This is a genomic window from Streptomyces sp. NPDC028991 (assembly GCF_055564775.1).
Genome location: NZ_JBVHVP010000004.1, coordinates 49,124 through 69,857, shown reverse-complemented (window position 1 = coordinate 69,857; position 20,734 = coordinate 49,124). Strand labels below are relative to the sequence as shown.

General features: G+C 71.1%; 16 protein-coding genes, 4 tRNA genes and 1 other RNA gene. 11 read left to right on the top strand and 10 right to left on the bottom strand.

Annotated features, from left to right (window positions below; genetic code table 11):
- Nucleotides 1-24 precede the first annotated feature (24 nt).
- A complete protein-coding gene (locus ACZ4V1_RS10540) occupies nucleotides 25-618 on the top strand; it encodes a hypothetical protein (RefSeq protein WP_468332478.1) in 594 nt (197 codons plus the stop codon).
- Here ACZ4V1_RS10540 and ACZ4V1_RS10535 read toward each other — a convergent pair.
- Both ACZ4V1_RS10535 and ACZ4V1_RS10530 read right to left on the bottom strand, forming a co-directional pair.
- Nucleotides 569-1,408, bottom strand: a complete 840-nt coding sequence (locus tag ACZ4V1_RS10535) for an SAVMC3_10250 family protein (protein WP_468332475.1) — start codon at nucleotides 1,406-1,408, stop codon at nucleotides 569-571. The two genes, ACZ4V1_RS10540 and ACZ4V1_RS10535, sit on opposite strands and share 50 nt — an antisense overlap.
- Nucleotides 1,409-2,182: 774 nt before the next feature.
- Nucleotides 2,183-2,270, bottom strand: a tRNA-Ser gene (locus tag ACZ4V1_RS10530).
- 74 nt (nucleotides 2,271-2,344) lie between these two features.
- Between ACZ4V1_RS10530 and ffs the strand changes: the two genes are divergently transcribed.
- The 6 genes from ffs to ACZ4V1_RS10500 all read left to right on the top strand — a co-directional run bounded on the left by ffs (nucleotide 2,345) and on the right by ACZ4V1_RS10500 (nucleotide 11,498).
- An RNA gene (gene ffs / locus ACZ4V1_RS10525) (signal recognition particle sRNA small type) lies at nucleotides 2,345-2,439 on the top strand.
- Nucleotides 2,440-2,594: 155 nt separating this feature from the next.
- Nucleotides 2,595-5,021, top strand: coding sequence for a DNA polymerase III subunit gamma and tau (locus ACZ4V1_RS10520; RefSeq protein ID WP_468332472.1), 2,427 nt, complete (start codon nucleotides 2,595-2,597; stop codon nucleotides 5,019-5,021).
- 129 nt (nucleotides 5,022-5,150) lie between these two features.
- Nucleotides 5,151-6,404 (top strand): phosphoribosylamine--glycine ligase, encoded by a 1,254-nt coding sequence (gene purD / locus ACZ4V1_RS10515; protein ID WP_468332469.1) that lies wholly within the window; start codon nucleotides 5,151-5,153, stop codon nucleotides 6,402-6,404.
- Nucleotides 6,405-6,702: 298 nt separating this feature from the next.
- Entirely contained in the window at nucleotides 6,703-8,760 is a 2,058-nt protein-coding gene (locus ACZ4V1_RS10510) for a M48 family metalloprotease (RefSeq protein ID WP_468332466.1), read from the top strand.
- A 182-nt stretch (nucleotides 8,761-8,942) separates the two neighbouring features.
- A complete protein-coding gene (locus ACZ4V1_RS10505) occupies nucleotides 8,943-10,445 on the top strand; it encodes a N,N-dimethylformamidase beta subunit family domain-containing protein (protein ID WP_468332463.1) in 1,503 nt (500 codons plus the stop codon).
- 144 nt (nucleotides 10,446-10,589) lie between these two features.
- Nucleotides 10,590-11,498, top strand: coding sequence for a phosphoribosylaminoimidazolesuccinocarboxamide synthase (locus ACZ4V1_RS10500; protein ID WP_468332460.1), 909 nt, complete (start codon nucleotides 10,590-10,592; stop codon nucleotides 11,496-11,498).
- A 55-nt stretch (nucleotides 11,499-11,553) separates the two neighbouring features.
- Here the strand turns inward: ACZ4V1_RS10500 and ACZ4V1_RS10495 are convergent.
- The 8 genes from ACZ4V1_RS10495 to ACZ4V1_RS10460 all read right to left on the bottom strand — a co-directional run bounded on the left by ACZ4V1_RS10495 (nucleotide 11,554) and on the right by ACZ4V1_RS10460 (nucleotide 16,427).
- Nucleotides 11,554-11,629 (bottom strand) — tRNA-Gly (locus ACZ4V1_RS10495).
- 86 nt (nucleotides 11,630-11,715) lie between these two features.
- On the bottom strand, nucleotides 11,716-12,330 hold the full coding sequence (locus ACZ4V1_RS10490; protein WP_468332457.1) for a response regulator: 615 nt from the start codon (nucleotides 12,328-12,330) through the stop codon (nucleotides 11,716-11,718).
- Nucleotides 12,327-13,565, bottom strand: coding sequence for a sensor histidine kinase (locus tag ACZ4V1_RS10485; RefSeq protein WP_468332454.1), 1,239 nt, complete (start codon nucleotides 13,563-13,565; stop codon nucleotides 12,327-12,329). Before ACZ4V1_RS10485 ends, ACZ4V1_RS10490 begins: the two co-directional genes overlap by 4 nt.
- A gap of 62 nt (nucleotides 13,566-13,627) precedes the next feature.
- The gene (locus ACZ4V1_RS10480; RefSeq protein WP_468332452.1) at nucleotides 13,628-14,443 is read right to left on the bottom strand and encodes an ABC transporter permease; all 816 of its coding nucleotides are present in this window, start codon (nucleotides 14,441-14,443) and stop codon (nucleotides 13,628-13,630) included.
- Nucleotides 14,440-15,411, bottom strand: a complete 972-nt coding sequence (locus tag ACZ4V1_RS10475) for an ABC transporter ATP-binding protein (protein WP_468332449.1) — start codon at nucleotides 15,409-15,411, stop codon at nucleotides 14,440-14,442. The genes ACZ4V1_RS10480 and ACZ4V1_RS10475 overlap by 4 nt, the downstream gene beginning before the upstream one ends.
- Before the next feature lie 203 nt (nucleotides 15,412-15,614).
- Nucleotides 15,615-15,687, bottom strand: a tRNA-Gly gene (locus ACZ4V1_RS10470).
- 80 nt (nucleotides 15,688-15,767) lie between these two features.
- Nucleotides 15,768-15,839 (bottom strand) — tRNA-Gly (locus tag ACZ4V1_RS10465).
- A gap of 270 nt (nucleotides 15,840-16,109) precedes the next feature.
- Nucleotides 16,110-16,427: a histone-like nucleoid-structuring protein Lsr2 gene (locus ACZ4V1_RS10460; protein WP_468332446.1), complete on the bottom strand. Its 318-nt coding sequence runs from the start codon at nucleotides 16,425-16,427 to the stop codon at nucleotides 16,110-16,112.
- A 340-nt stretch (nucleotides 16,428-16,767) separates the two neighbouring features.
- On the opposite strand from ACZ4V1_RS10460, the gene purS reads away from it, so the two are divergent.
- The 4 genes from purS (at nucleotide 16,768) to ACZ4V1_RS10440 (ending at nucleotide 20,684) form a co-directional block, all read left to right on the top strand.
- Complete coding sequence (gene purS, locus ACZ4V1_RS10455) at nucleotides 16,768-17,040, top strand: phosphoribosylformylglycinamidine synthase subunit PurS (RefSeq protein WP_063482444.1); 273 nt, start codon at nucleotides 16,768-16,770, stop codon at nucleotides 17,038-17,040.
- Nucleotides 17,037-17,717 (top strand): phosphoribosylformylglycinamidine synthase subunit PurQ, encoded by a 681-nt coding sequence (gene purQ / locus ACZ4V1_RS10450; RefSeq protein WP_310872539.1) that lies wholly within the window; start codon nucleotides 17,037-17,039, stop codon nucleotides 17,715-17,717. Before purS ends, purQ begins: the two co-directional genes overlap by 4 nt.
- Complete coding sequence (gene purL, locus ACZ4V1_RS10445; RefSeq protein WP_468332442.1) at nucleotides 17,714-19,972, top strand: phosphoribosylformylglycinamidine synthase subunit PurL; 2,259 nt, start codon at nucleotides 17,714-17,716, stop codon at nucleotides 19,970-19,972. The genes purQ and purL overlap by 4 nt, the downstream gene beginning before the upstream one ends.
- A 208-nt stretch (nucleotides 19,973-20,180) precedes the next feature.
- Nucleotides 20,181-20,684, top strand: coding sequence for an ArsR/SmtB family transcription factor (locus tag ACZ4V1_RS10440; RefSeq protein ID WP_468332439.1), 504 nt, complete (start codon nucleotides 20,181-20,183; stop codon nucleotides 20,682-20,684).
- The last annotated feature ends 50 nt before the right edge of the window (nucleotides 20,685-20,734 follow it).

Here is a 20,734-nt window from a genome sequence, read left to right as displayed (position 1 = left end):
GGCCAGAAATAGGTACATTTCACTATGTCAACGGCTATCGGATTAATCCTCATCTCGGGAATCTTCTGCACGGGATACGCGCTGGGTGCAGCACGCGCCATTCGGCGACGCGATCGTGATCTGGAAGTGATGCGCGGTCAGGTAGATGCCCAGTTACTTTTCGCGGAACAGCAGTTCCAAAAGCAACTAGCCGCAGAAAAAGATCGGCGTAGGGAAGAACGGGTGGGGCTGGCGTACGAGGCTCTGGGGCGCTGGTTGCATGATCTCGGCCGGACCATCGACGAGGTGTGGGCAGGCGCGAATTCGACGGAGGAGTCAATTCATGCCAAGGCGGTGCTGATCGTGCGGCACTGGCCTTGGGAGACGCTTGTCGTTCCGGTCGAGGCGAGTGGCGCGCGGCTCTACTGGAGCAGCGAGGTGAGAGCGCTGATCAGGAGGTTTGCCGGCGAATCCTCGTGCTTCGTCACTTGGGCGCGAACGGTGCTCGACCAGGGGTTGGGTGACGACGGGGCACAGGTGGACGACGCCCGCCGACGGTTGTGGGAGTCGTTCAACAACATGCACGGGATTATCGACGAGATCCGCGATCAGGCGCGTGGCGACCTGGGTGTTCGGTAGCTAGTTCAGGCTGGAGACCACGTCTGGCTGTGCGACGTCGCCACCAATTCGGCCGCGCGGTACGCTGGGGAGCGTTTTCGACGTACAAGGGAGTGGCGACGACGAGTCGATGTACGTCGGCCTGGCTTCCCGTGTCGATCAGGACCTTCGCGTAGCCGCGCATCCTGCTGCGGGAAGGTGGCGGATGGTCACGGCTCATCCACGAGTACACGCCGAGACAGGCGTCTTCGATGCTGCTGATCGGGCTTCGATTCGGCAGCATCTCCGTCAGGAACTCCGGAATTACCCCTACACCGTGTGCGTCACGGCGTGCGATCTCCGCGATCATCGCGTGTACCCAGGAGGTGCCAGAGCCAAAGCGTCCGGCGGACTGTGCTTCAACACGTAAGTGCTGAACCGATCCGCACAAGAGCAGGCCAATGTTGGCGACCGCGGAATCCTGGGCTGGAGTAGTGCCTACGAGCAGTACTACGTCGTCCGGCACTGTCCCACTGTCCTCATGTGCTGTCTTGAGCACCATGTCCAAGTCGAACGCGATCCATTGGTTGGGGCGCAAATCCGGAGTGCTCAGAGTGGACGGAGCGTGGTGTTGCACCAAACGCTTCACTGCTCGGTCCAACGCCGCTTCAGTCACCAGGGTTTTGGTTGCCGGGGCGCCGAGGTCGACCTGGGCGGTCACTGGCCCCGCCGGAAACTGGAGCGACCCGCTGAGGAACGGCAATCGGGGGTCCGTGGCGCCCAGAAGGCAGGCGTTGAGTTTCTGCTCCGACAGATAGATCAGGTCGTACAAGTGAACCTCCGCTCAACTCGGTCTACGGTCGAAGTCTGGACAGGCCTGTTCTCCATCAAACCTAGGCAACTCTCGCCAATCGGTACAGCTCCAGTGCGGCAGACGAGCCGCAGGGCGCATCCGCAGCCTGCCGTACGCGCGCCGTGCGTGCTCGGCGGCGTGGGGGAAGTAGGTGCCGGCCCGGCTGCCGAAGTGCTCGCAGTGGCAGGTGCACAGAGGATTGAAGGTCACGTAAAGCCGGGTTCAGCGATCTCTGGCGGACGCATCATCCAGGCTCGGAGAATCGACAGACGATGCGAACCTGCTCGTGGAGGGGGAGCGAAGGACCGCTGAAGTAGGTACGACTGATCAGGTAGTGCACTGCCAGCCAGAATGCTGCCGGTTCGAGGTCCTGAGCTGGGGGTGCTGCGGGATGATCTCGTGTTGCCCTGAGGGCCGACTACCTGGCGCAGCCCCCTCGGGGACGGGGCTCACGGCACGGCTTCGCTGTCAGTGACAAGGAGGGGGCGGACCTCCCGGCGGTGGGGATGCGTGGCGCAGCACCCCGCTCTGCCCGGCCGAGAGTGGTGTCGCTCCGCGACGTGCGCGCCCAGCAGCGGATACACCGGCGCAGAAGCAGGACGACGAGCGTCGGAAATCCCAGGACGGCCCGCCCCGGGCGGCCGCGGCCGCAATGGGTTGAAGGGCCCCGCCGACCAGCGACACCCGACCCGCAACCTCGAAGGGCCCCACCGCGAACGGTGGGGCCCTTCGACATCGTGCCCGGTGAGGCACTGGCGGAGGATACGAGATTCGAACTCGTGAGGGGTTGCCCCCAACACGCTTTCCAAGCGTGCGCCCTAGGCCTCTAGGCGAATCCTCCGCAGAGAACATTACATGACGTCGGAGAGTGCTTGCGAACTCGTTCTCGGGGCCCCACATCGGGTAACGTGTGGCGCAGCCCCTCACGCGGCGCTATCTGACTGAACTCCCCCAGGGCCGGAAGGCAGCAAGGGTAGGTTGGCTCTGGCGGGTGCGTGGGGGGCGCCTGCGTTCCTGGCGTGGTCGGAGCTCGCAGGGAGCCGGACTTCACGGGGCACCCGGACTTCACGGGGCGCCCGGACACTACGGGGCGGCCGGGCTTCACGAGGCGGCCGGACACTACGGGGCGGGCCGGTTGTCGGTGGGCGCCTATAACCTCGTATGCGTGTCGTCTCTCGCGCTCTACCGCCGTTACCGCCCGGAGTCCTTCGCCGAGGTCATCGGTCAGGGGCATGTCACTGACCCGCTGCAGCAGGCGCTGCGGAACAACCGGGTCAATCACGCGTACCTGTTCAGCGGTCCGCGCGGCTGCGGCAAGACGACCAGCGCCCGAATCCTGGCGCGGTGTCTGAACTGCGAGCAGGGGCCCACCCCGACCCCGTGCGGCGAGTGCCAGTCGTGCCGCGACCTGGCGCGCAACGGACCGGGTTCCATCGACGTCATCGAGATCGACGCCGCCTCGCACGGTGGCGTGGACGACGCCCGTGACCTGCGTGAGAAGGCCTTCTTCGGACCTGCCTCCAGCCGGTACAAGATCTACATCATCGACGAGGCCCACATGGTCTCCCCGCAGGGCTTCAACGCCCTGCTGAAGGTCGTCGAGGAACCCCCGGAGCATCTGAAGTTCATCTTCGCGACCACCGAGCCCGAGAAGGTCATCGGAACCATCCGGTCGCGGACCCATCACTACCCCTTCCGCCTCGTGCCGCCCGGCACCCTGCGCGACTACCTCGGCGAGGTGTGCGGCAAGGAGGAGATCCCGGTCGAGGAGGGTGTACTGCCGCTGGTGGTGCGGGCCGGCGCGGGGTCCGTCCGGGACTCGATGTCCGTCATGGACCAGCTGCTGGCCGGCGCCGGTGCCGACGGTGTGACGTACGACATGACGACCGCCCTGCTCGGCTACACCGACGGCTCGCTGCTCGACTCCGTCGTCGAGGCGTTCGTCACAGGGGACGGCTCGGCCGCCTTCGAGGTCGTGGACCGGGTGATCGAGGGCGGCAACGACCCACGGCGCTTCGTCACCGACCTGCTGGAGCGCCTCCGCGACCTGGTGATCCTCGCCGCCGTGCCCGACGCGGCGGACAAGGGACTCATCGACGCCCCGGCCGACGTCATCGAGCGGATGCAGTCGCAGGCGAGCTCCTTCGGCGCCGCCGAGCTGAGCCGAGCCGCCGACATCGTCAACGAGGGGCTCACCGAGATGCGCGGCGCCCACTCGCCCCGCCTGCAGCTGGAGCTGATCTGCGCGCGCGTGCTGCTGCCCGCCGCGTACGGCGACGAGCGTTCGGTGATGGCACGCCTGGACCGGATCGAGCGGGGCGTGCAGGTCTCGGCCGGTGCGGGCGCGCCCGCGATGGGATACGCGCCCGGGCCCGAGGCGCATGCCGGTGCCGCGGCCGCCGCCTCTCCGGTTCCGCCGGGCGGTGGCCCGGCCGCTGCCCGGGCGGCGGTACGGGCGCCCGGGCCGGGTAATGGCGGTGGTGCTCCGGCGGCCGCTGGTGGTGTCGGTTCCCCGGCGGCCGTTCAAGGCGGTCCGCCCGCAGGGCCTGCTGGTGCTGGTGCTGACCCGGACGCGGGCGCGGGCGCGGGCGAGGGTGCGGGTTCCGCTCCCGGCGAAGGCGGCGGTCCCGCCGGAGGGGCGCAGCCCCAGGCCGCCCCCGCACCTGCCACCGCCCCCGCCGCGGCACCTCCCTCCGCCTCCGCCCCCGCCCCCGGTGCCTGGCCGACCACTGCTCCCGCGGGTGGCGGACGGCGCCCCGGGGGGTGGCCCACAGCGGCCCCGGCGGGCGGCGGCCAGCCCCGGTCCGGCGGCGCCCCCGGCCCCGCCTCGGCTCCGGTTCCGGCCGCAGCGCCCGCATCCGCGCCGGCCGCCGCATCCGCGGCCGGTTCCGGTCCCGCCTCTCCGCCGCCGGGTGCGGGAGTCGACCCCCGCACGATCTGGCCCAACATCCTGGAGGCGGTCAAGAACCGCCGCCGGTTCACCTGGATCCTGCTCAGTCAGAACGCACAGGTGACCGGCTTCGACGGCACATCCCTCCAGATCGGCTTCGTCAACGCCGGTGCTCGCGACAACTTCGTGAGCAGCGGCAGCGAGGACGTGCTGCGGCAGGCCCTGGCCGAGCAGTTCAACGTGCATTGGAAGATCGACGCGGTCGTCGACCCCTCCGGCGGCTCGGCCCCTCCGCCCCCGGCCGGCCCCTCCGGTGGCTACGGCGGGTCCGGTACCGGCGGGTCCGGTACCGGCGGGTCCGGTACCGGCGGACCGGGTACCGGTGGTGGCGGCTTCGGCGGTGGTGGCGGTTACGGGAGCGGGGCTCCCGCGCAGCGCCCGCCGGCGCCCTCGCCCTCGCCCGCGGCCCCGGCTCCCGCTCGCGCTCCGGCGCCGTCCGCGCCCGCCGCGCCGGGGCCGGCGACCGACCCGGCGTCCGCTCCCGCGCCCCGGCCCCCGGCCCCCGAGCCGCGCCCGGTCTCCCCCGAGGACGACATCCCCGAGGACGACGACCCCGACCTCGACGAGTCGGCCCTCTCCGGCAAGGAACTGCTGGTACGGGAGCTGGGGGCCTCGGTGGTCGAGGAGATCCCGCACGAGTAGGGGGAAGGGAGGGGGGTGCGGGGCCGGGTGTCTCCCGACCCGTACTGGAGGAAGTCACAAGCCTCCGTGCGACGCCCTTTCGGAAGGCCGCACAAACCGCGCCGGTCCGTTCCCATTAGGCTTCACCCCGTGAAGGTCCTTGTCATCGGCGGCGGCGCCCGCGAACACGCCCTGTGCCGTTCCCTGTCCCTCGACCCCGACGTCACCGCGCTGCACTGCGCACCCGGCAACGCCGGTATCGCCGAGGTCGCCGAACTGCACCAGGTCGACGCCCTCGACGGCGCGGCCGTCACCGCGCTGGCCACCCGGCTCGGTGCCGAGCTGGTCGTGGTCGGACCGGAGGCGCCCCTCGTCGCGGGGGTCGCCGACGCCGTGCGCGAGGCGGGCATCCCGGTCTTCGGCCCCTCCGGGCAGGCCGCGCAACTGGAGGGCTCCAAGGCCTTCGCCAAGGACGTCATGGCCGGTGCCGGCGTCCCCACGGCCCGCTCGTACGTCTGCGTGAACCCGGCCGAGGTCGACGCGGCCCTCGACGCCTTCGGCGCGCCCTACGTCGTCAAGGACGACGGACTGGCCGCCGGCAAGGGCGTCGTCGTCACCGACGACATCGAGGCTGCCCGCGCACACGCGAACGCCTGTGACCGCGTGGTCATCGAGGAGTTCCTGGACGGCCCCGAGGTCTCCCTCTTCGCCGTCACCGACGGCGAGAACGTGCGCCCGCTCCAGCCCGCCCAGGACTTCAAGCGCGCGCTGGACGGCGACGAGGGCCCGAACACCGGCGGCATGGGCGCGTACTCGCCGCTGCCGTGGGCCGACCCCAAGCTGGTCGACGAGGTGGTGCAGAGTGTGCTCCAGCCGACCGTCGACGAGATGCGCCGCCGCGGCACCCCGTTCTCCGGCCTGCTCTACGCCGGTCTGGCGATCACGTCACGCGGCGTTCGCGTGATCGAGTTCAACGCCCGCTTCGGGGACCCCGAGACGCAGGTCGTACTGGCCCGCCTCAAGACCCCGCTCGCCGGTCTGCTGATGGCCGCCGCCACCGGCAACCTCGCCGACCTGGAGCCCCTGCGCTGGAGCGACGACGCGGCCGTCACCGTGGTCGTCGCCTCCCACAACTACCCCGGCACCCCACGCACCGGTGACCCGATCACCGGCCTCGACGAGGTGGCCGCCGAGGACGCCCCGCACGCCTACGTCCTGCACGCCGGCACCCGGCGCGAGGGTGACGTCGTGGTCAGCGCCGGCGGTCGCGTCCTGTCCGTCACGGCCACCGGCACGGACCTCACCGAGGCCCGCGACCGCGCCTACCGGGCCGCCGCCCGCATCGGCCTCGACGGCTCCCAGCACCGCACCGACATCGCGGCGAAGGCGGCCGCGGGCGGCTGACCCGGACCCGCGCGACACGCCCGCACACCGAACCCGACAGGCCCCGGATCCGTCAAAGGAACCGGGGCCTGACCCTTGCTGTCCGTCATCCACCTTTCCCCAAAGCCATTCCATCGGGTGACCGATGCGCCATACGGCTGACGGGCACGAAGGCCCCAACTATGGTGCCGCGCAAGCGTTCCGGCACTTGGCCCACCGGCATTGCGATGTCAGTGGTGGGTGCCACAGTGGGGGAGTGAGCAAGAGCCGGAGAGCAGTAGGCAAGCCCAGGACAGCAAGGAGGGGGTGAGGTCCGGCCGTGACCGGTATCGGTGGTGTGGAGATGGGCGCGCAGGCAGCGCGCTCCCGGGCGCTGGCCGTGCTGCGCGTTCGCAGCCGCGCGCTGGCCGTGGCCCTGCTGCCCGCCGGGGCCGCGGTGATCCTGCTCGTGGGCGGTTCCACCGGGCACCTCGCCGGCGGGGGCTGGGACGTGGCCCGTTGGGTGGTGTCCGCGCTCGCGCTCATCGTCCTGTCGGCCGCCGCCGCGGTCGCCCTGGTCGTCGCCCGCTCCCGGCCCGCCGTGACCCCGACGGTCACCATCGCGGAGGACTCGGCGCCCGACCTCTACCGGATGGTGCGCGACCTGGCCGACCGGCTCGACGTCCCCGCTCCCTCCGCGGTAGCCCTCACGCCGGACTGCGACAGCTGGCTGGAGGACCGCACCCACCCGGCCCACGGTCCGCCCCCCGTGGAGGAGCACGACGACGTGGCCGGCGTCGGCGGACCCGCCCGCCGCCGGACCGCCGCCGCGCCCGTCCTGGTCATCGGCTCGCCCTTCCTGTGGTGGATGCGCGTGGGCGAGCTGCGCGCCGTCCTCGCCCCGGTCGTCGCCGGTGCGGGCCCTTCGGCGCACCCCGACATAGCCGCGGCACGCCGCTTCATACGGGGCCTGGACGCCGCGGTGGCGGTGGCCTCGTCGGACAGGCGCGGCCCGCTGGCCCGGGCGTCGTGCGCGGGCCTCGGCTGGGTGTCCCGGCTGCTGCTGCGCAGCTGCCGCGTGCACGCGGCCCAGATGGAACGGGGGGTCGCGGCCGCGGCCGCCGAGCGTGCACAGGCTGTGGACTACGGTCTGCGGATCGTCGCGCAGGAGCAGGTCGGGCTCGCCTACGCGGGCTGGGACCGGCTGCTGACCCGGGTGGCGCTGCCCGCCTGGCGGATGGGCCGCTGGCCCTCCCGGCTGGACGTGGGCGTGGTCGCCGCGCTCACCGAGCTGTCCCGCCGCGACCGCCTGGCCGAGGGTTTCGCCTCCCGCCTGGGTGAGCGTCCCGCCTGCGACCTGCTGGAGGAGCCCGGGCTGATGGACGAGGCGGTCTCCCTCCTCGCCGCGCGTCTCTTCCACGGCGGGCCCGCCGAGACCGGCCCGGACTGGGCCCCGGTGGGGTGGGACGAGTATCCCGAGGAGGTCGTCGACCGGACCTGGCGCACGGACGCGGCCCGCCTCCACCGCGTCCTGGACACCCTGGGCGTCCGCCGCACCGCGGAAGGCGCGGTACCGGGCGCGGACGGCCCGACCCTGGCCCGTGTCCTGGACCACCTCACGACGCCCCCTGCCCCACTCGCCGCCGGCCCTTCCACTCCTCGGAACCCGACGGCCACCACCGACACCGACACCTGTTCGCCTTACGGCGAGCACGGCACGCATCCGCCTTACGGCGAGCACGACACGCATCCGCCGTACGGCGAGCGCGACACGCATCCGCCGTACGGCGAGCGCGACGGCCGCGATACCGGCCACCTCGGCGAGCGCGGCACCCCCGGCGATGCGGACCTTCCCGGCGATCCGGACCTTCCCGGCGGCGACCACCCCGACCACCCCAGCGCCCCCGGCGGCACAGACCTCCCCCGCGTCGCCCACCCGGACGACCACGGTGTCGACGACGATGACGACCTCGCCGGGACCACCGCCCGCGGTGCCGCCCTGGCCGCCGGGCTCAGTGCGCAGCTGGCCCGTGAGGAGGCGGACGCGCAGCCGACCGGAGCCCGGACCGCCCAGGGGGCCGCGGCACCGGCCGGTCCCGACACCGCCCTCTGGGACGACCGCGCGCTTCCCCTCTTCCCCCTGCAACCCCCACGCACCGGCCGCGAGATCCTCACCGCACACGTCACGGCGATGGTGTGCTGCGCGGCGATGGACACCGCCGGCGCGGTCCCTGGCCTCGACTGGCTCGACGGACCGTCCCTCCTGGTCGACGGCGCCCGCGCCATGGACCTGGCCCCCCACGTCCGCAGCCTCGTCGAGACGGGCGACCCGGGCCCCCTGCGCTCCTGGATGACCGAGCTCGGCATACGCCCGGAGAAGCCGGTGCGCCTGGTCTGACCCGCCCCACGGGACTGCCGCGCCGGAACATCGAATCGGACCCTCCGATTCCACTTTGGGTCACTTCGCAACGAACAGTGACAGCACGCGCGCGAAATGTGATGTGCTGGGACCGATCGCGCACATGGCAAAGGCGTTCGTCATACGCACGACCACGGGGGCACGAGGGAGGGGACTGTCCCATGGGGTCCGAGCAGATCCGCCGCTGGGAGTCGGGAGCACTCGCGCACGCCGTGACGGATCCCTTTGGACAGGGGCCCGTCCCCTGGTTGCGCGGTGGCGAGACGTATTTCGGCGACACCGGCCAGGTCGTCGCCTGGTACGCGGACCAGGACGCCGTACCGGACCCGGACGGCACATCCGGCACGAGGATCCACGACCGACGCACCGACGGCGGCGGTCCGCGCGCCGCCGACGACGTCCGCCGCCAGATCAAGGGCTTCACCGCCACCGGCGCCGCCGCCCCCGGCGAGGCCATCGACTTCCACATCACCGTCGACCCGCCCCAGGAGTTCAGCGTCGACGTCTACCGGATCGGCCACTACGGCGGTGACGGTGCCGCCAAGATCACCACCAGCCCCCGCCTGTCGGGCATCGTCCAGCCCCCGCCGCTCACCGCCGACCGCACGGTCTCCTGCCACCACTGGTGGCTGTCCTGGCGGCTCCAGATCCCGTCGTACTGGAACATCGGCGCGTACGTCGCCGTCCTCACCACCGCCGACGGCTACCGCTCGCACGTGCCCTTCACGGTCCGCGACAGCCACCCCGCCGACCTCCTGCTCCTCCTGCCGGACATCACGTGGCAGGCGTACAACCTCTACCCGGAGGACGGCCGCACCGGCGCCAGCCTCTACCACGCCTGGGACGAGGAGGGCCGGCTGCTGGGCGAGGCCGACGCCGCGACGACCGTCTCCTTCGACCGTCCGTACGCGGGCGCCGGCCTCCCCCTCCACGTCGGCCACGCCTACGACTTCATCCGCTTCGCCGAGCGCTACGGCTACGACCTCGCCTACGCCGACGCCCGCGACCTGCACTCCGGCCGCGTCGACCCCACCCGCTACCGGGGCCTGGTCTTCCCCGGGCACGACGAGTACTGGTCCGCCGCCATGCGCCGCACCACCGAACTCGCCCGCGAGCACGGCACGTCCCTGGTCTTCCTCTCCGCCAACACCATGTACTGGCAGGTCGAGCTGGCCCCCTCCCCGTCCGGAGCCCCCGACCGGCTGCTGACCTGCCGCAAGCGCCGGGGCCCGGGCCGGCCGGTGCTGTGGCGGGAGGTCGACCGCGCCGAACAGCAACTGCTCGGCATCCAGTACGCCGGCCGCGTCCCCGAACCGCACCCGATGATCGTCCGCAACGCCGGGCACTGGCTCTGGGAGGCCACCGCCGCCCACGAGGGAGACGAGCTGGAGAACCTGGTCGCGGGGGAGGCCGACCGGTACTTCCCGCGCACCGCGCTCCCCGAGCACGACGAGCGGGTCCTGCTCGCGCACAGCCCGTACACCGACGCGGAGGGCGCCCGGCGCCACCAGGAGACGTCGCTGTACCGGACGCCGTCGGGCGCCTGGGTCTTCGCGTCCGGGACGTTCGCCTGGTCCCCGGCCCTGGACCGCCCGGGCCACGTGGACCCACGTGTCCAGCGAGCCACCGCCAACCTCCTGGACCGCATCTGCAAACGGGACTGACCCGCGCCCCACCCGGACCGGACTCCGCGCCCCGACCAGGACCGGACTCCGCGCCCCGACCCGGCTTCGGGCCGACCCGCCGTCCCCGATCACCCGCCCGTACGGGACAATCGGAGCCATTGGACAGAACCACGGGGAGGAACCGTGTCCGGATTCGTTGAAAAGCCCGAGCCGATCCAGGTTCCGGGTCTGGTGCATCTGCACACCGGCAAGGTGCGCGAGCTGTACCGGAACGAGGCGGGCGACCTCGTGATGGTCGCCAGCGACCGCATCTCCGCCTACGACTGGGTGCTGCCGACCGAGATCCCCGACAAGGGCCGGGTCCTCACCCAGCTCTCCCTGTGGTGGTTCGACCAGCTCGCCGACCTGGTCCCGAACCACGTCCTGAGCACCGACCTGCCCCCCGGCGCCCCCGCCGACTGGGAGGGCCGCGCGCTGGTCTGCAAGTCCCTGCGGATGGTCCCGGTGGAGTGCGTGGCCCGCGGTTACCTCACCGGCTCGGGTCTGGCCGAGTACGACCAGACCCGTACCGTATGCGGCCTCGCCCTCCCCGAGGGCCTCGTCGACGGCTCGGAGCTGCCCGCCCCGATCTTCACCCCGGCCACCAAGGCCGAGGTCGGCGAGCACGACGAGAACGTCTCCTACGAGGAGGTCGCCCGGCAGGTCGGCGCGGAGACCGCGGCCGCCCTGCGCCAGGCCACCCTCGCCGTCTACTCCCGCGCCCGGGACATCGCCCGCGACCGCGGCGTCATCCTGGCGGACACGAAGTTCGAGTTCGGCTTCGCGGGCGAGAGCGGCGACGACCTCGTCCTGGGCGACGAGGTCCTCACCCCGGACTCCTCCCGCTTCTGGCCGGCCGACCAGTGGCAGCCGGGACGCGCGCAGCCGTCGTACGACAAGCAGTTCGTCCGGGACTGGCTGACCTCGGCGGAGTCCGGCTGGGACCGGAAGAGCGAGCAGCCCCCGCCGCCGCTGCCGCAGCAGGTCGTGGACGCGACCCGCGGCAAGTACGTGGAGGCGTACGAGCGCCTGACCGGCCTGGCCTGGTCGTAGATACGCCGAGGCGGACACGAGAAAGCCCCCGGCCGGAGCCGGGGGCTTTCTCACATGGAGCGAACGACGAGGTTCGAACTCGCGACCTCAACCTTGGCAAGGTTGCGCTCTACCAACTGAGCTACGTTCGCACTGCGCCGCGTACGGAGTCCGATGACCGAAGCCGGTGACCGAAGCCGGTGACCGAAGCCGTGGACTTCCCGTGGCGCGACAGCCACTATACCCAACCCCGCTCCCGTGCGAGCCGCACCGCCGCGTGCCGGTTCTCCGCACCGAGTTTGTTCGCGGCCGACGACAGGTAGTTCCGTACGGTCCCCTCCGCGAGCGCGGCCCGCTCGGCGATCTCCGCTACGGGTGCCCCGTCGGCGGCGTGCTCCAGCACCTCGGCCTCGCGCGCGGTCAGCGGCGAGTCACCGGCGGAGATCGCGTCGGCGGCCAACTCGGGGTCGACGTAGCGGTTTCCGGCGTACACGGAGCGGATCAGCTCGGCGAGCCGCTGGGCGCTGACCGTCTTCGGTACGAACCCGCGCACACCCGCCGCGAGCGCCCGCTTCAGGTGCCCGGGCCGCCCGTGGCTGGTCACGATCAGTACCTTGCAGGCGGGCAGCTCGGACCGCAGGGATGTGGCGACCTTCACACCGTCCGCGCCGGGCATCTGGAGATCCAGTACGGCGACGTCCGGAGCGTGCGCCCGGGCCATCGCCAGCGCCTCCAGCCCGGTGGCCGCCTCGGCGACCACGAGGAGGTCGTCCTCCAGGGACAGCAGGGCCGCCAGCGCCCCGCGGATGAGGTGCTCGTCGTCGGCGAGCAGTACCCGGACGGGGGTCGTCACGACGCGGCCTCCAGCACTGCCGAGCCGGCCGGCGGCAGCGGCACCTCGGCCTTGAGCCGGAAGACACCCGCGCCGGTGCGCCCGGTCTCCAGCGTGCCGTCCACGGCGGACAGCCGTTCCCGCAGCCCCGCGAGCCCGGAGCCGGCCGAGGATCTTGCGCCGGTCTCCTCCGCCGCCCCGTCGTTCTCCACCGTCAGCACCACACGCCCCTCCGAAATCCGTACCGTCACGGCGCACTTCTCCGCGTTGCCGTGCCGCAACACGTTCGTCGTCGCCTCCCGTACCACCCAGCCGAGGGCCGACTGGACCTCTGGGGGCAGTCCGGCCGTCTCGCCGGTGACCTCCGAGACGATGCCGGCCGCCGAGAGCACACTCCGGGCGCCGGCCAGTTCGACCTCCAGGGCGACCTCGCGGTAGCCGCGTACGACGTCCCGGACCTCCCGCTGCGACTCCTGGGCGATGCGCTGTACCTCGATCATCTGCTCCACCGCCTCGGGCCGTCCGCGCCGGGAGAGCTGGACGGCCAGTTCGCTCTTGAGCGCGATCACCGCCAGGTTCCGGCCCATCACGTCGTGCAGATCGCGTCCGAACCGCAGCCGTTCCTCAGCGACCGCGAGCCGGGTCCGGGTCTCCTTGGCCTCGTCGAGGGCGTAGACGGCGTTGAGCAGCCAGACCGAGAAGATCGAGGTGAAGGACAGAAACGCGCCCCCCACCAGCACGCTGCACGCCATCGCGAGCGCGGCGAGGCCCGGCAGGCCCAGCGGGAAGGACACGACCCCGGCGCCGAACGCGAAGCCGCCGACGATGGCGACCACCCGCCGCCGGTCCCGCACTCCGAGGGCGATGATGCCGGCCCCGAAGCACAGCACGACACTGAAGACCGTCCTCGCCGCGGTGTCCACGGCGTCGCCACTCGGGCCGCGCTCCGCGAGCCCGATCGCGCCGACGGCGATCACCGCGGTGAGGGCGGCGAGCACCCACAGCAGCCGCACCGGCTGTGCCCGTCGACCGAGGGTCCAGTCCAGGGACTGGGAGGCGACCAGCATGCAGACCGCGGCGTGTACGAGGGCCGCCAGGGACAGCCCGGTCGCGAGGCGCGGTCCGGCCTTTGCGACGCCGGGCAGGAGGATCACGAGGATCTCGATGACCCCGAAGAAGTGGAACGACCACCGCGTGTACGTCTCCACCTTCGCCGGTGTGCTCTTCCGCCCCCACCACCGCTTCGGTCTGCGCATACCCTCGCTCGCCCCACTCTCCCCGGCCCCGGCCCTGGTTCCGGTCCCGGCCTTCCCGTACGTCAGTGCCGCGGTTCCCAGCGGAACCACCGCCGTACAGCAAACACCGCGACCACGGTCCAGGCCACCGCCGTCAACCCGGCGCCCAGTGCCTCGTAGGCCGACAGGTCGCCGGTCCAGCCGCCGCGCACCAGGGTGACGACGGGGGTCAGCGGCAGCAGCTCGCAGAAGGAGGCCAGCCGGTCGGGGAACAGCTCCAGCGGGACGAACATGCCGGAGCCGAGCATCGAGACGAAAGTGAACGGCAGCGGCGTGACCTGGGCGCTCTCACCGGTCCGGGTGAAGCTCGCGGTGACCGCCGCGAGCGCGGCGCACATCACGAGGCCGAGCAGCAGGCCGAGTACGGCCAGGTGGGGCGCGGACGGCGCGGACAGGTCCAGCAGGGCGAAGCAGCCCGCCGCCAGCAGCAGGCTCTGCACGAGCCCGCTGAGCACGGCCGGCATCGCGGATCCGCCAAGGATCTCGACGTCCCTCAGTTCGCCGGTGCGCAGCCGCTTGAGGACGAGTTCCTCGCGGCGGACGACGAAGACGCCGACGAGGGCCGAGTAGACGGCGAACAGCAGCGAGAATCCGATCGCGGCGGGCAGGACGAGCGTGCCTGTGGTCAGTCCGGCCTCGGCGAGATCCATTTCCTTGGAGGCCGACCAGACGCTGAACGGCAGCACCAGCGGTACGAAGAGGGCGGCGAAGACGGTGCCCTTGTTCCGGCCGAGCAGGGTCAGTTCGGCCCGGGCGAGGGCGGTCATCCGCCCCATCGGCGTGGTGACCTGGTCATTCGCGGCGCGGGCCGGGGAGTGCTTGGTGGTCGTGGCGCTCATGCCGCGTACTCCTTCGGCGTCGTACCTTCGGCGGTCCGCGCGGACGCCTCCTTCGCGATCCCCAGGAACGCCTCCTCGAGAGACGCCGACCGCACGTCCAGGCGGCGCAGTTCCACGCCGGCCTGGCCGGCCCAGACCAGCAGCCCGGTGGCGGCGCGCTGAAGTTCGTGGGTGCGCAGCCTGACCATCCGGCCGTCGGCCTCGTGAGCGCTGACGCCCAGCTCGTCCAGCGGCGGCAGATCGCCCACGAAGTAGCCCGTGGGCAGCTCGAAGGAGATCCGGGACGGCTGCTCGGCGGTCACCTCGGCCGGGGTCCCGGTGGCGGCGATCCGGCCTTCGTGCATGATCGCGAGCCGGTCGGCGAGGTTCTCGGCCTCCTCCAGGTAGTGCGTGGTCAGCAGCACCGTCGTACCGCCGTCACGCAGCGCGCTGACCAACTCCCAGGTGTCCCGGCGGCCTTCGGCGTCCAGTCCGGTGCTGGGTTCGTCGAGGAAGAGGACCTCGGGGTCGCCGAGCAGCGCGAGTGCCAGGTCCAGTCGGCGCCGCTGGCCCCCGGACAGCTGCTTCACGCGTACCCCGGCCTTGGACTCCAGCCCGACCAGCGCCAGGACCTCGGCCGGCGGGCGGGCCCCGCTCACACACCCCGCCCACATCCGCGCGGTCTCGGCGACGGTCAGCTCGGACGGGAAGCCACCCTCCTGCAGCATGACCCCGGTGCGGGGGCGTACGGCGGCCCGCTCGGTGTACGGGTCGTGCCCGAGGACGCGCACCCGGCCGCCGGCCGGAGCGGCGAGGCCTTCCAGCAGTTCGACCGTCGACGTCTTGCCGGCGCCGTTGGTGCCGAGGAGGGCGAAGACCTCTCCGCGGCGCACGGAGAAGTCGATTCCGCGCACGGCCTCGAACCCGCCCCCGTACACACGTCGCAGGTCGGTGACCTCAATCACGTGTTCGTGTCCGTTTGATCGCATGCCTCAAGCTTTCCGGTCTCCCGGGCCGGACGACAGTGCGGCCCGTCATCACCCGGCATGACAAATGTCAGACGGACGCGTCCGGCCCTTCCTGCTCCCTGCTTCGGACTCCGGGCTACGGACTCCGGGCTTCGGACTCCGGGCTACGGCCTACGGACGCACGAAAAGACCCCGGTCCTTGGAGGACCGGGGTCTGATTCCCGAGCGGACGACGAGGCTCGAACTCGCGACCTCAACCTTGGCAAGGTTGCGCTCTACCAACTGAGCTACGTCCGCATTGCTCCCGACCGGCCTTCACCGATCGGTGCGAGCACCAGCCTACCTGATCGAATCGACTGATCGGTACGGCGATGCAGAGCGGGTGACAGGAATTGCACACTGCGCCTTCCCCCTGGAAGGGGGATGTTCTACTACTGAACTACACCCGCATGTTCCGTGAGCTGGGCCTTTCGGCCGCGCCCCTCGGCGTGCTCCAGACTTTAGCTGATCACCCGGGGTGTAGCGCAAGTCGGTTGCCGAGAGGGGCGGCTGAGCGGTCGTCGGCCACCGGCCACCGGCCGTAGGTCACCGGCCGTAGGTCACCGGAAGCGCCTCACCGCGGACGGCTCACCGTGGGCGGTTGAAGGCTGACGGCTGACCGTGGGCGGCTGACGGTTGACGGCTCACCGCGGACGGCGGACGGCGGACCGGGCCGCGGTTCACTGCGCCTCGGCGAACGCCTCGTACACCTTCTTCGGGATCCGGCCCCGCGCGGGCACGTCCAGCTTGTTCGCCTGAGCCCAGGCCCGGACCGCCGCCGGGTCGGGGGCGACCTCCGTCTGCCGGTACGCCTTGCCGGATCGGGACCGCTTGCGGCCGGCCGACACGTACGGCTCGAGGGCCTTGCGCAGTTTCCGGGCATTGGCTTCGTTCAGGTCGATCTCGTACATCCGGCCGTCGACACCGAAGGCGATCGTCTCCGCCGCTTCCGAGCCGTCGATGTCGTCAAAGAGAGTGACCACGACACGCTGCGCCACGAATATCGGTCCCTTCGTGCGGCATCTCCGCGATGACGTGCCAAGACACCGCGATGATGCCGACTGTTCGCCTGTAATTGGGCAAAGTATCGGCTAATGACATTTCATTTGTACAGTGCCCGGCATTGCAATGGGAAGCCCGACTAAATCTCTCCGCGTGTCCGTCGCGCAATAGGCACCCAGACACGATCCGGGATCTTTCCCGAAGCTTTTCGCGACCGCCTCCCCCCGATACCGGATCGTGACAGGGCTCACGTACTTTCCTCCAAGGCTACGCGCGTAGAAATTTTGTACGGGTAGTCTGAAGGAACCTGCTCAGCACCACACACCGGGAGTGCCAGTGGCACGCGTCGTAGTCGACGTCATGCTCAAGCCGGAGATCCTCGACCCCCAGGGCCAGGCGGTGCAGCGCGCACTGCCGCGGCTGGGTTTCGAGGGGATCTCGGACGTACGTCAGGGAAAGCGATTCGAACTGGAAGTGGACGGGCCGGTCGACGACGCCGCCCTCGCCCGCATCCACGATCTCGCGGAATCCTTCCTCGCCAACACCGTGATCGAGGACTTCACCGTCAAGGTCGAGTCCGATGACGTAGTCGCGGGAGCCGCGAAGTGACCGCTCGTATTGGCGTCGTCACTTTCCCCGGCAGTCTCGACGACCGGGACACGCAGCGCGCGATCCGCGTCGCCGGCGCCGAACCCGTGTCCCTCTGGCACAAGGACAAGGACCTCAAGCAGGTCGACGCCGTGGTGCTGTGCGGTGGTTTCTCTTACGGCGACTATCTGCGCGCCGGCGCCATCGCGCGCTTCTCGCCGGTCATGGACACCGTCATCGACCAGGCCAAGGCCGGCCTCCCGGTGCTCGGTATCTGCAACGGCTTCCAGATCCTCACGGAGGCCCACCTGCTCCCCGGCGGCATGCTGGGCAACGACCACCTGCACTTCATCTGCCGCGACCAGAAGCTGCGGGTGGAGAACGCGGACACCTCCTGGACCAGCGACTACGCCGCCGGACAGGAGATCCACATCCCGCTGAAGAACATGGACGGCCGCTACGTCGCCGACCGGCGGACGCTGGACGAGCTGGAGGCCGAGGGCCGCGTCGCCTTCCGGTACCTGGACATGAACCCCAACGGCTCGCTCAACGACATCGCCGGCATCACCAACGCCGCCGGGAACGTCGTCGGCCTCATGCCGCACCCGGAGCACGCCGTCGAGCCGCTGATCGGCACCGGCCGCACCGACGGCCTCCCGTTCTTCACCTCGATCCTCAAGAAGCTGGTCAACGCATGAGCCGGACGCCTCTGGACACGGTCGAGCACGCGACCGCGACCCCCGACGTCGAGCTGCCCTGGGCCGAGCTGGGCCTGAAGAAGGACGAGTACGAGCGGGTGGTGGAGATCCTCGGCCGCCGCCCGACCGGCGCGGAACTCGCCATGTACTCCGTCATGTGGTCCGAGCACTGCTCGTACAAGAGCAGCAAGGTCCACCTGCGCCAGTTCGGCGAGAAGGCCCCCGAGTCCGACGCGATGCTCGTCGGCATCGGCGAGAACGCCGGTGTCGTCGACGTCGGCCAGGGCTACGCGGTCACCTTCAAGGTCGAGTCGCACAACCACCCGTCGTACGTGGAGCCCTACCAGGGCGCGGCCACGGGCGTCGGCGGCATCGTCCGCGACATCATCGCGATGGGTGCGCGTCCGGTCGCCGTCGTGGACCCGCTGCGCTTCGGCGCCGCCGACCACCCCGACACCAAGCGGGTCCTGCCCGGCGTAGTCGCCGGCATCGGCGGCTACGGCAACTGCCTGGGCCTGCCCAACATCGGCGGCGAGGTCGTCTTCGACGCCTGCTACCAGGGCAACCCGCTGGTCAACGCCGGTGCCATCGGCGTCATGCGGCACGAGGACATCCACCTCGCCAAGGCGTCCGGCGCGGGCAACAAGGTCATCCTCTACGGCGCCCGCACCGGCGGTGACGGCATCGGCGGCGCGTCGATCCTCGCTTCCGAGACCTTCGACGACGCCAAGCCCTCCAAGCGTCCCGCCGTCCAGGTCGGCGACCCCTTCCAGGAGAAGCTCCTCATCGAGTGCACCCTGGAGGCGTTCCAGGAGAAGCTGGTCGTCGGCATCCAGGACCTCGGCGCGGCGGGCCTGTCCTGCGCCACGTCCGAGCTGGCGTCCAACGGCTCCGGCGGGATGCGCGTCACCCTGGACGACGTACCGCTGCGCGACTCGACCCTCTCGCCCGAGGAAATCCTCATGAGCGAGTCGCAGGAGCGCATGTGCGCGGTCGTGGAGCCGGAGAAGGTCGACCGCTTCCTGGAGATCTGCGACAAGTGGGACGTCATCGCCACCGTCATCGGTGAGGTCACCGACGGCGACCGCCTGGAGATCTTCTGGCACGGCGGCAAGATCGTCGACGTCGACCCGCGCACCGTCGCCCACGACGGCCCGGTCTACGAGCGCCCCTACGCCCGCCCCGGCTGGCAGGACGCCCTCCAGGCCGATGACGCGAACAAGCTGCCCCGGCCGGGGACGAGCGAGCAGCTCAAGGACCAGGTCCTGAAGCTGGTCGGCTCCCCGAACCAGGCGTCCAAGCAGTGGATCACCCAGCAGTACGACCACTTCGTGCAGGGCAACACGGTCCTCGCCCAGCCCGAGGACTCGGGCATGATCCGCGTGGACGAGGAGTCCGGCCTCGGCGTCGCGATCGCGACCGACGGCAACGGCCGCTACGCCAAGCTCGACCCGTACACGGGCGCGCAGCTGGCTCTCGCGGAGGCCTACCGCAACGTGGCGACGACCGGCGCCAAGCCGCTCGCCGTCTCCGACTGCCTGAACTTCGGCTCGCCGGAGGACCCGGCGGTCATGTGGCAGTTCGCGGAGGCCGTGCGCGGTCTGGCGGACGGCTGCCGGCAGCTCGGCACCCCGGTGACCGGCGGCAACGTCTCGCTCTACAACCAGACGGGCGAGGCGGCCATCCACCCCACTCCCGTGGTCGCGGTCCTCGGCGTCATCGACGACGTGGCCCGCCGCACGCCGGTCGCCTTCCAGGAGGAGGGCCAGCTGCTCTACCTTCTCGGCGACACGCGTGAGGAGTTCGGCGGCTCGGCCTGGTCCCAGGTCGTCCACGACCACCTCGGCGGCCTGCCCCCGAAGGTCGACCTGGAGCGTGAGCGCCTGCTGGCCGAGATCCTGATCTCCGCCTCCCGCGACGGCATGATCGACTCCGCGCACGACCTGTCCGACGGCGGTCTGGTCCAGGCGGTCGTCGAGTCGGCGCTGCTCGGGGAGAAGGGCGCGCGTCTGGTCGTACCGGACGGGCTGGACGCCTTCACCTTCCTCTTCTCGGAGTCGGCGGGCCGCGCGGTCGTCGCCGTCCCGCGCTCGGAGGAGCTGCGCTTCAACGACATGTGCGGTGCGCGCGGCCTGCCCGCGACCCGCGTCGGTGTCGTGGACGGGGACGCGGTGGAGGTCCAGGGCGAGTTCTCGCTGCCCCTGGCCGAGCTGCGCGAGGCCCACGAGGGCACGATCCCGGCGCTGCTCGCGTAAGCGTCGCGGAGGTTCGTACGAGCCGAGGTCCCGTCCGGTCGGTTCCGGGCGGGACCTCGTCGTTTCAGCACACGTGGTCCTTGTCTGCGCGCGTCGTTCCCGAGGATCTCCGAGGGCACGCGTACGGGTGACTGACCTCGGGCGTCGCACCCTTGCGCACCCTTGCGCTCCCTTGCGCACGGTTACGTATTTACGTAATATCGAAGAAGTGGAGCAACTGGAACAGCGTGTAGCCGATCTCGAGCGGCGACTCGCCGCACTGGAGGGCGTCGACCGGCCCGCCCCCCGCCTCGGCGAGGGCGACTTCTGGGCCCTTGACGGCCTGAAGGAGCAGCTCGCGGAGATGCGGGCGGCCGACGGAGGCGTCCTGTTCACGGGCGCTGTCCGGCTGCCGACCGGAGAGCAGTACGCCTGGCAGCACGGTGCGCTGACCGACAGCCTGATGGACGCCGACTGGGCCGAGTCGGCCGAAGCGTTCGCCGCGCTTGGTCATCCCGTCCGGCTGCGGCTGCTGCGCGAGATCCTCGGCGGCCGGCGCACCGCGGCCGAGCTCGCCGAGCTGGACGAGGTGGGCACGACCGGCCAGATCTACCACCACCTGCGCCAGCTCACCGGCGCCGGCTGGCTGCACACGGCCGGCCGGGGCCGCCACGAGGTGCCGGCGGGACGGGTCGTACCGCTGCTGGTGGTGCTGTCGGCGGCCCGCGGCTGACCGGCTACGTCGCGATCCGGTCAAGACCGACCAAGGTCCGATCAAGACCC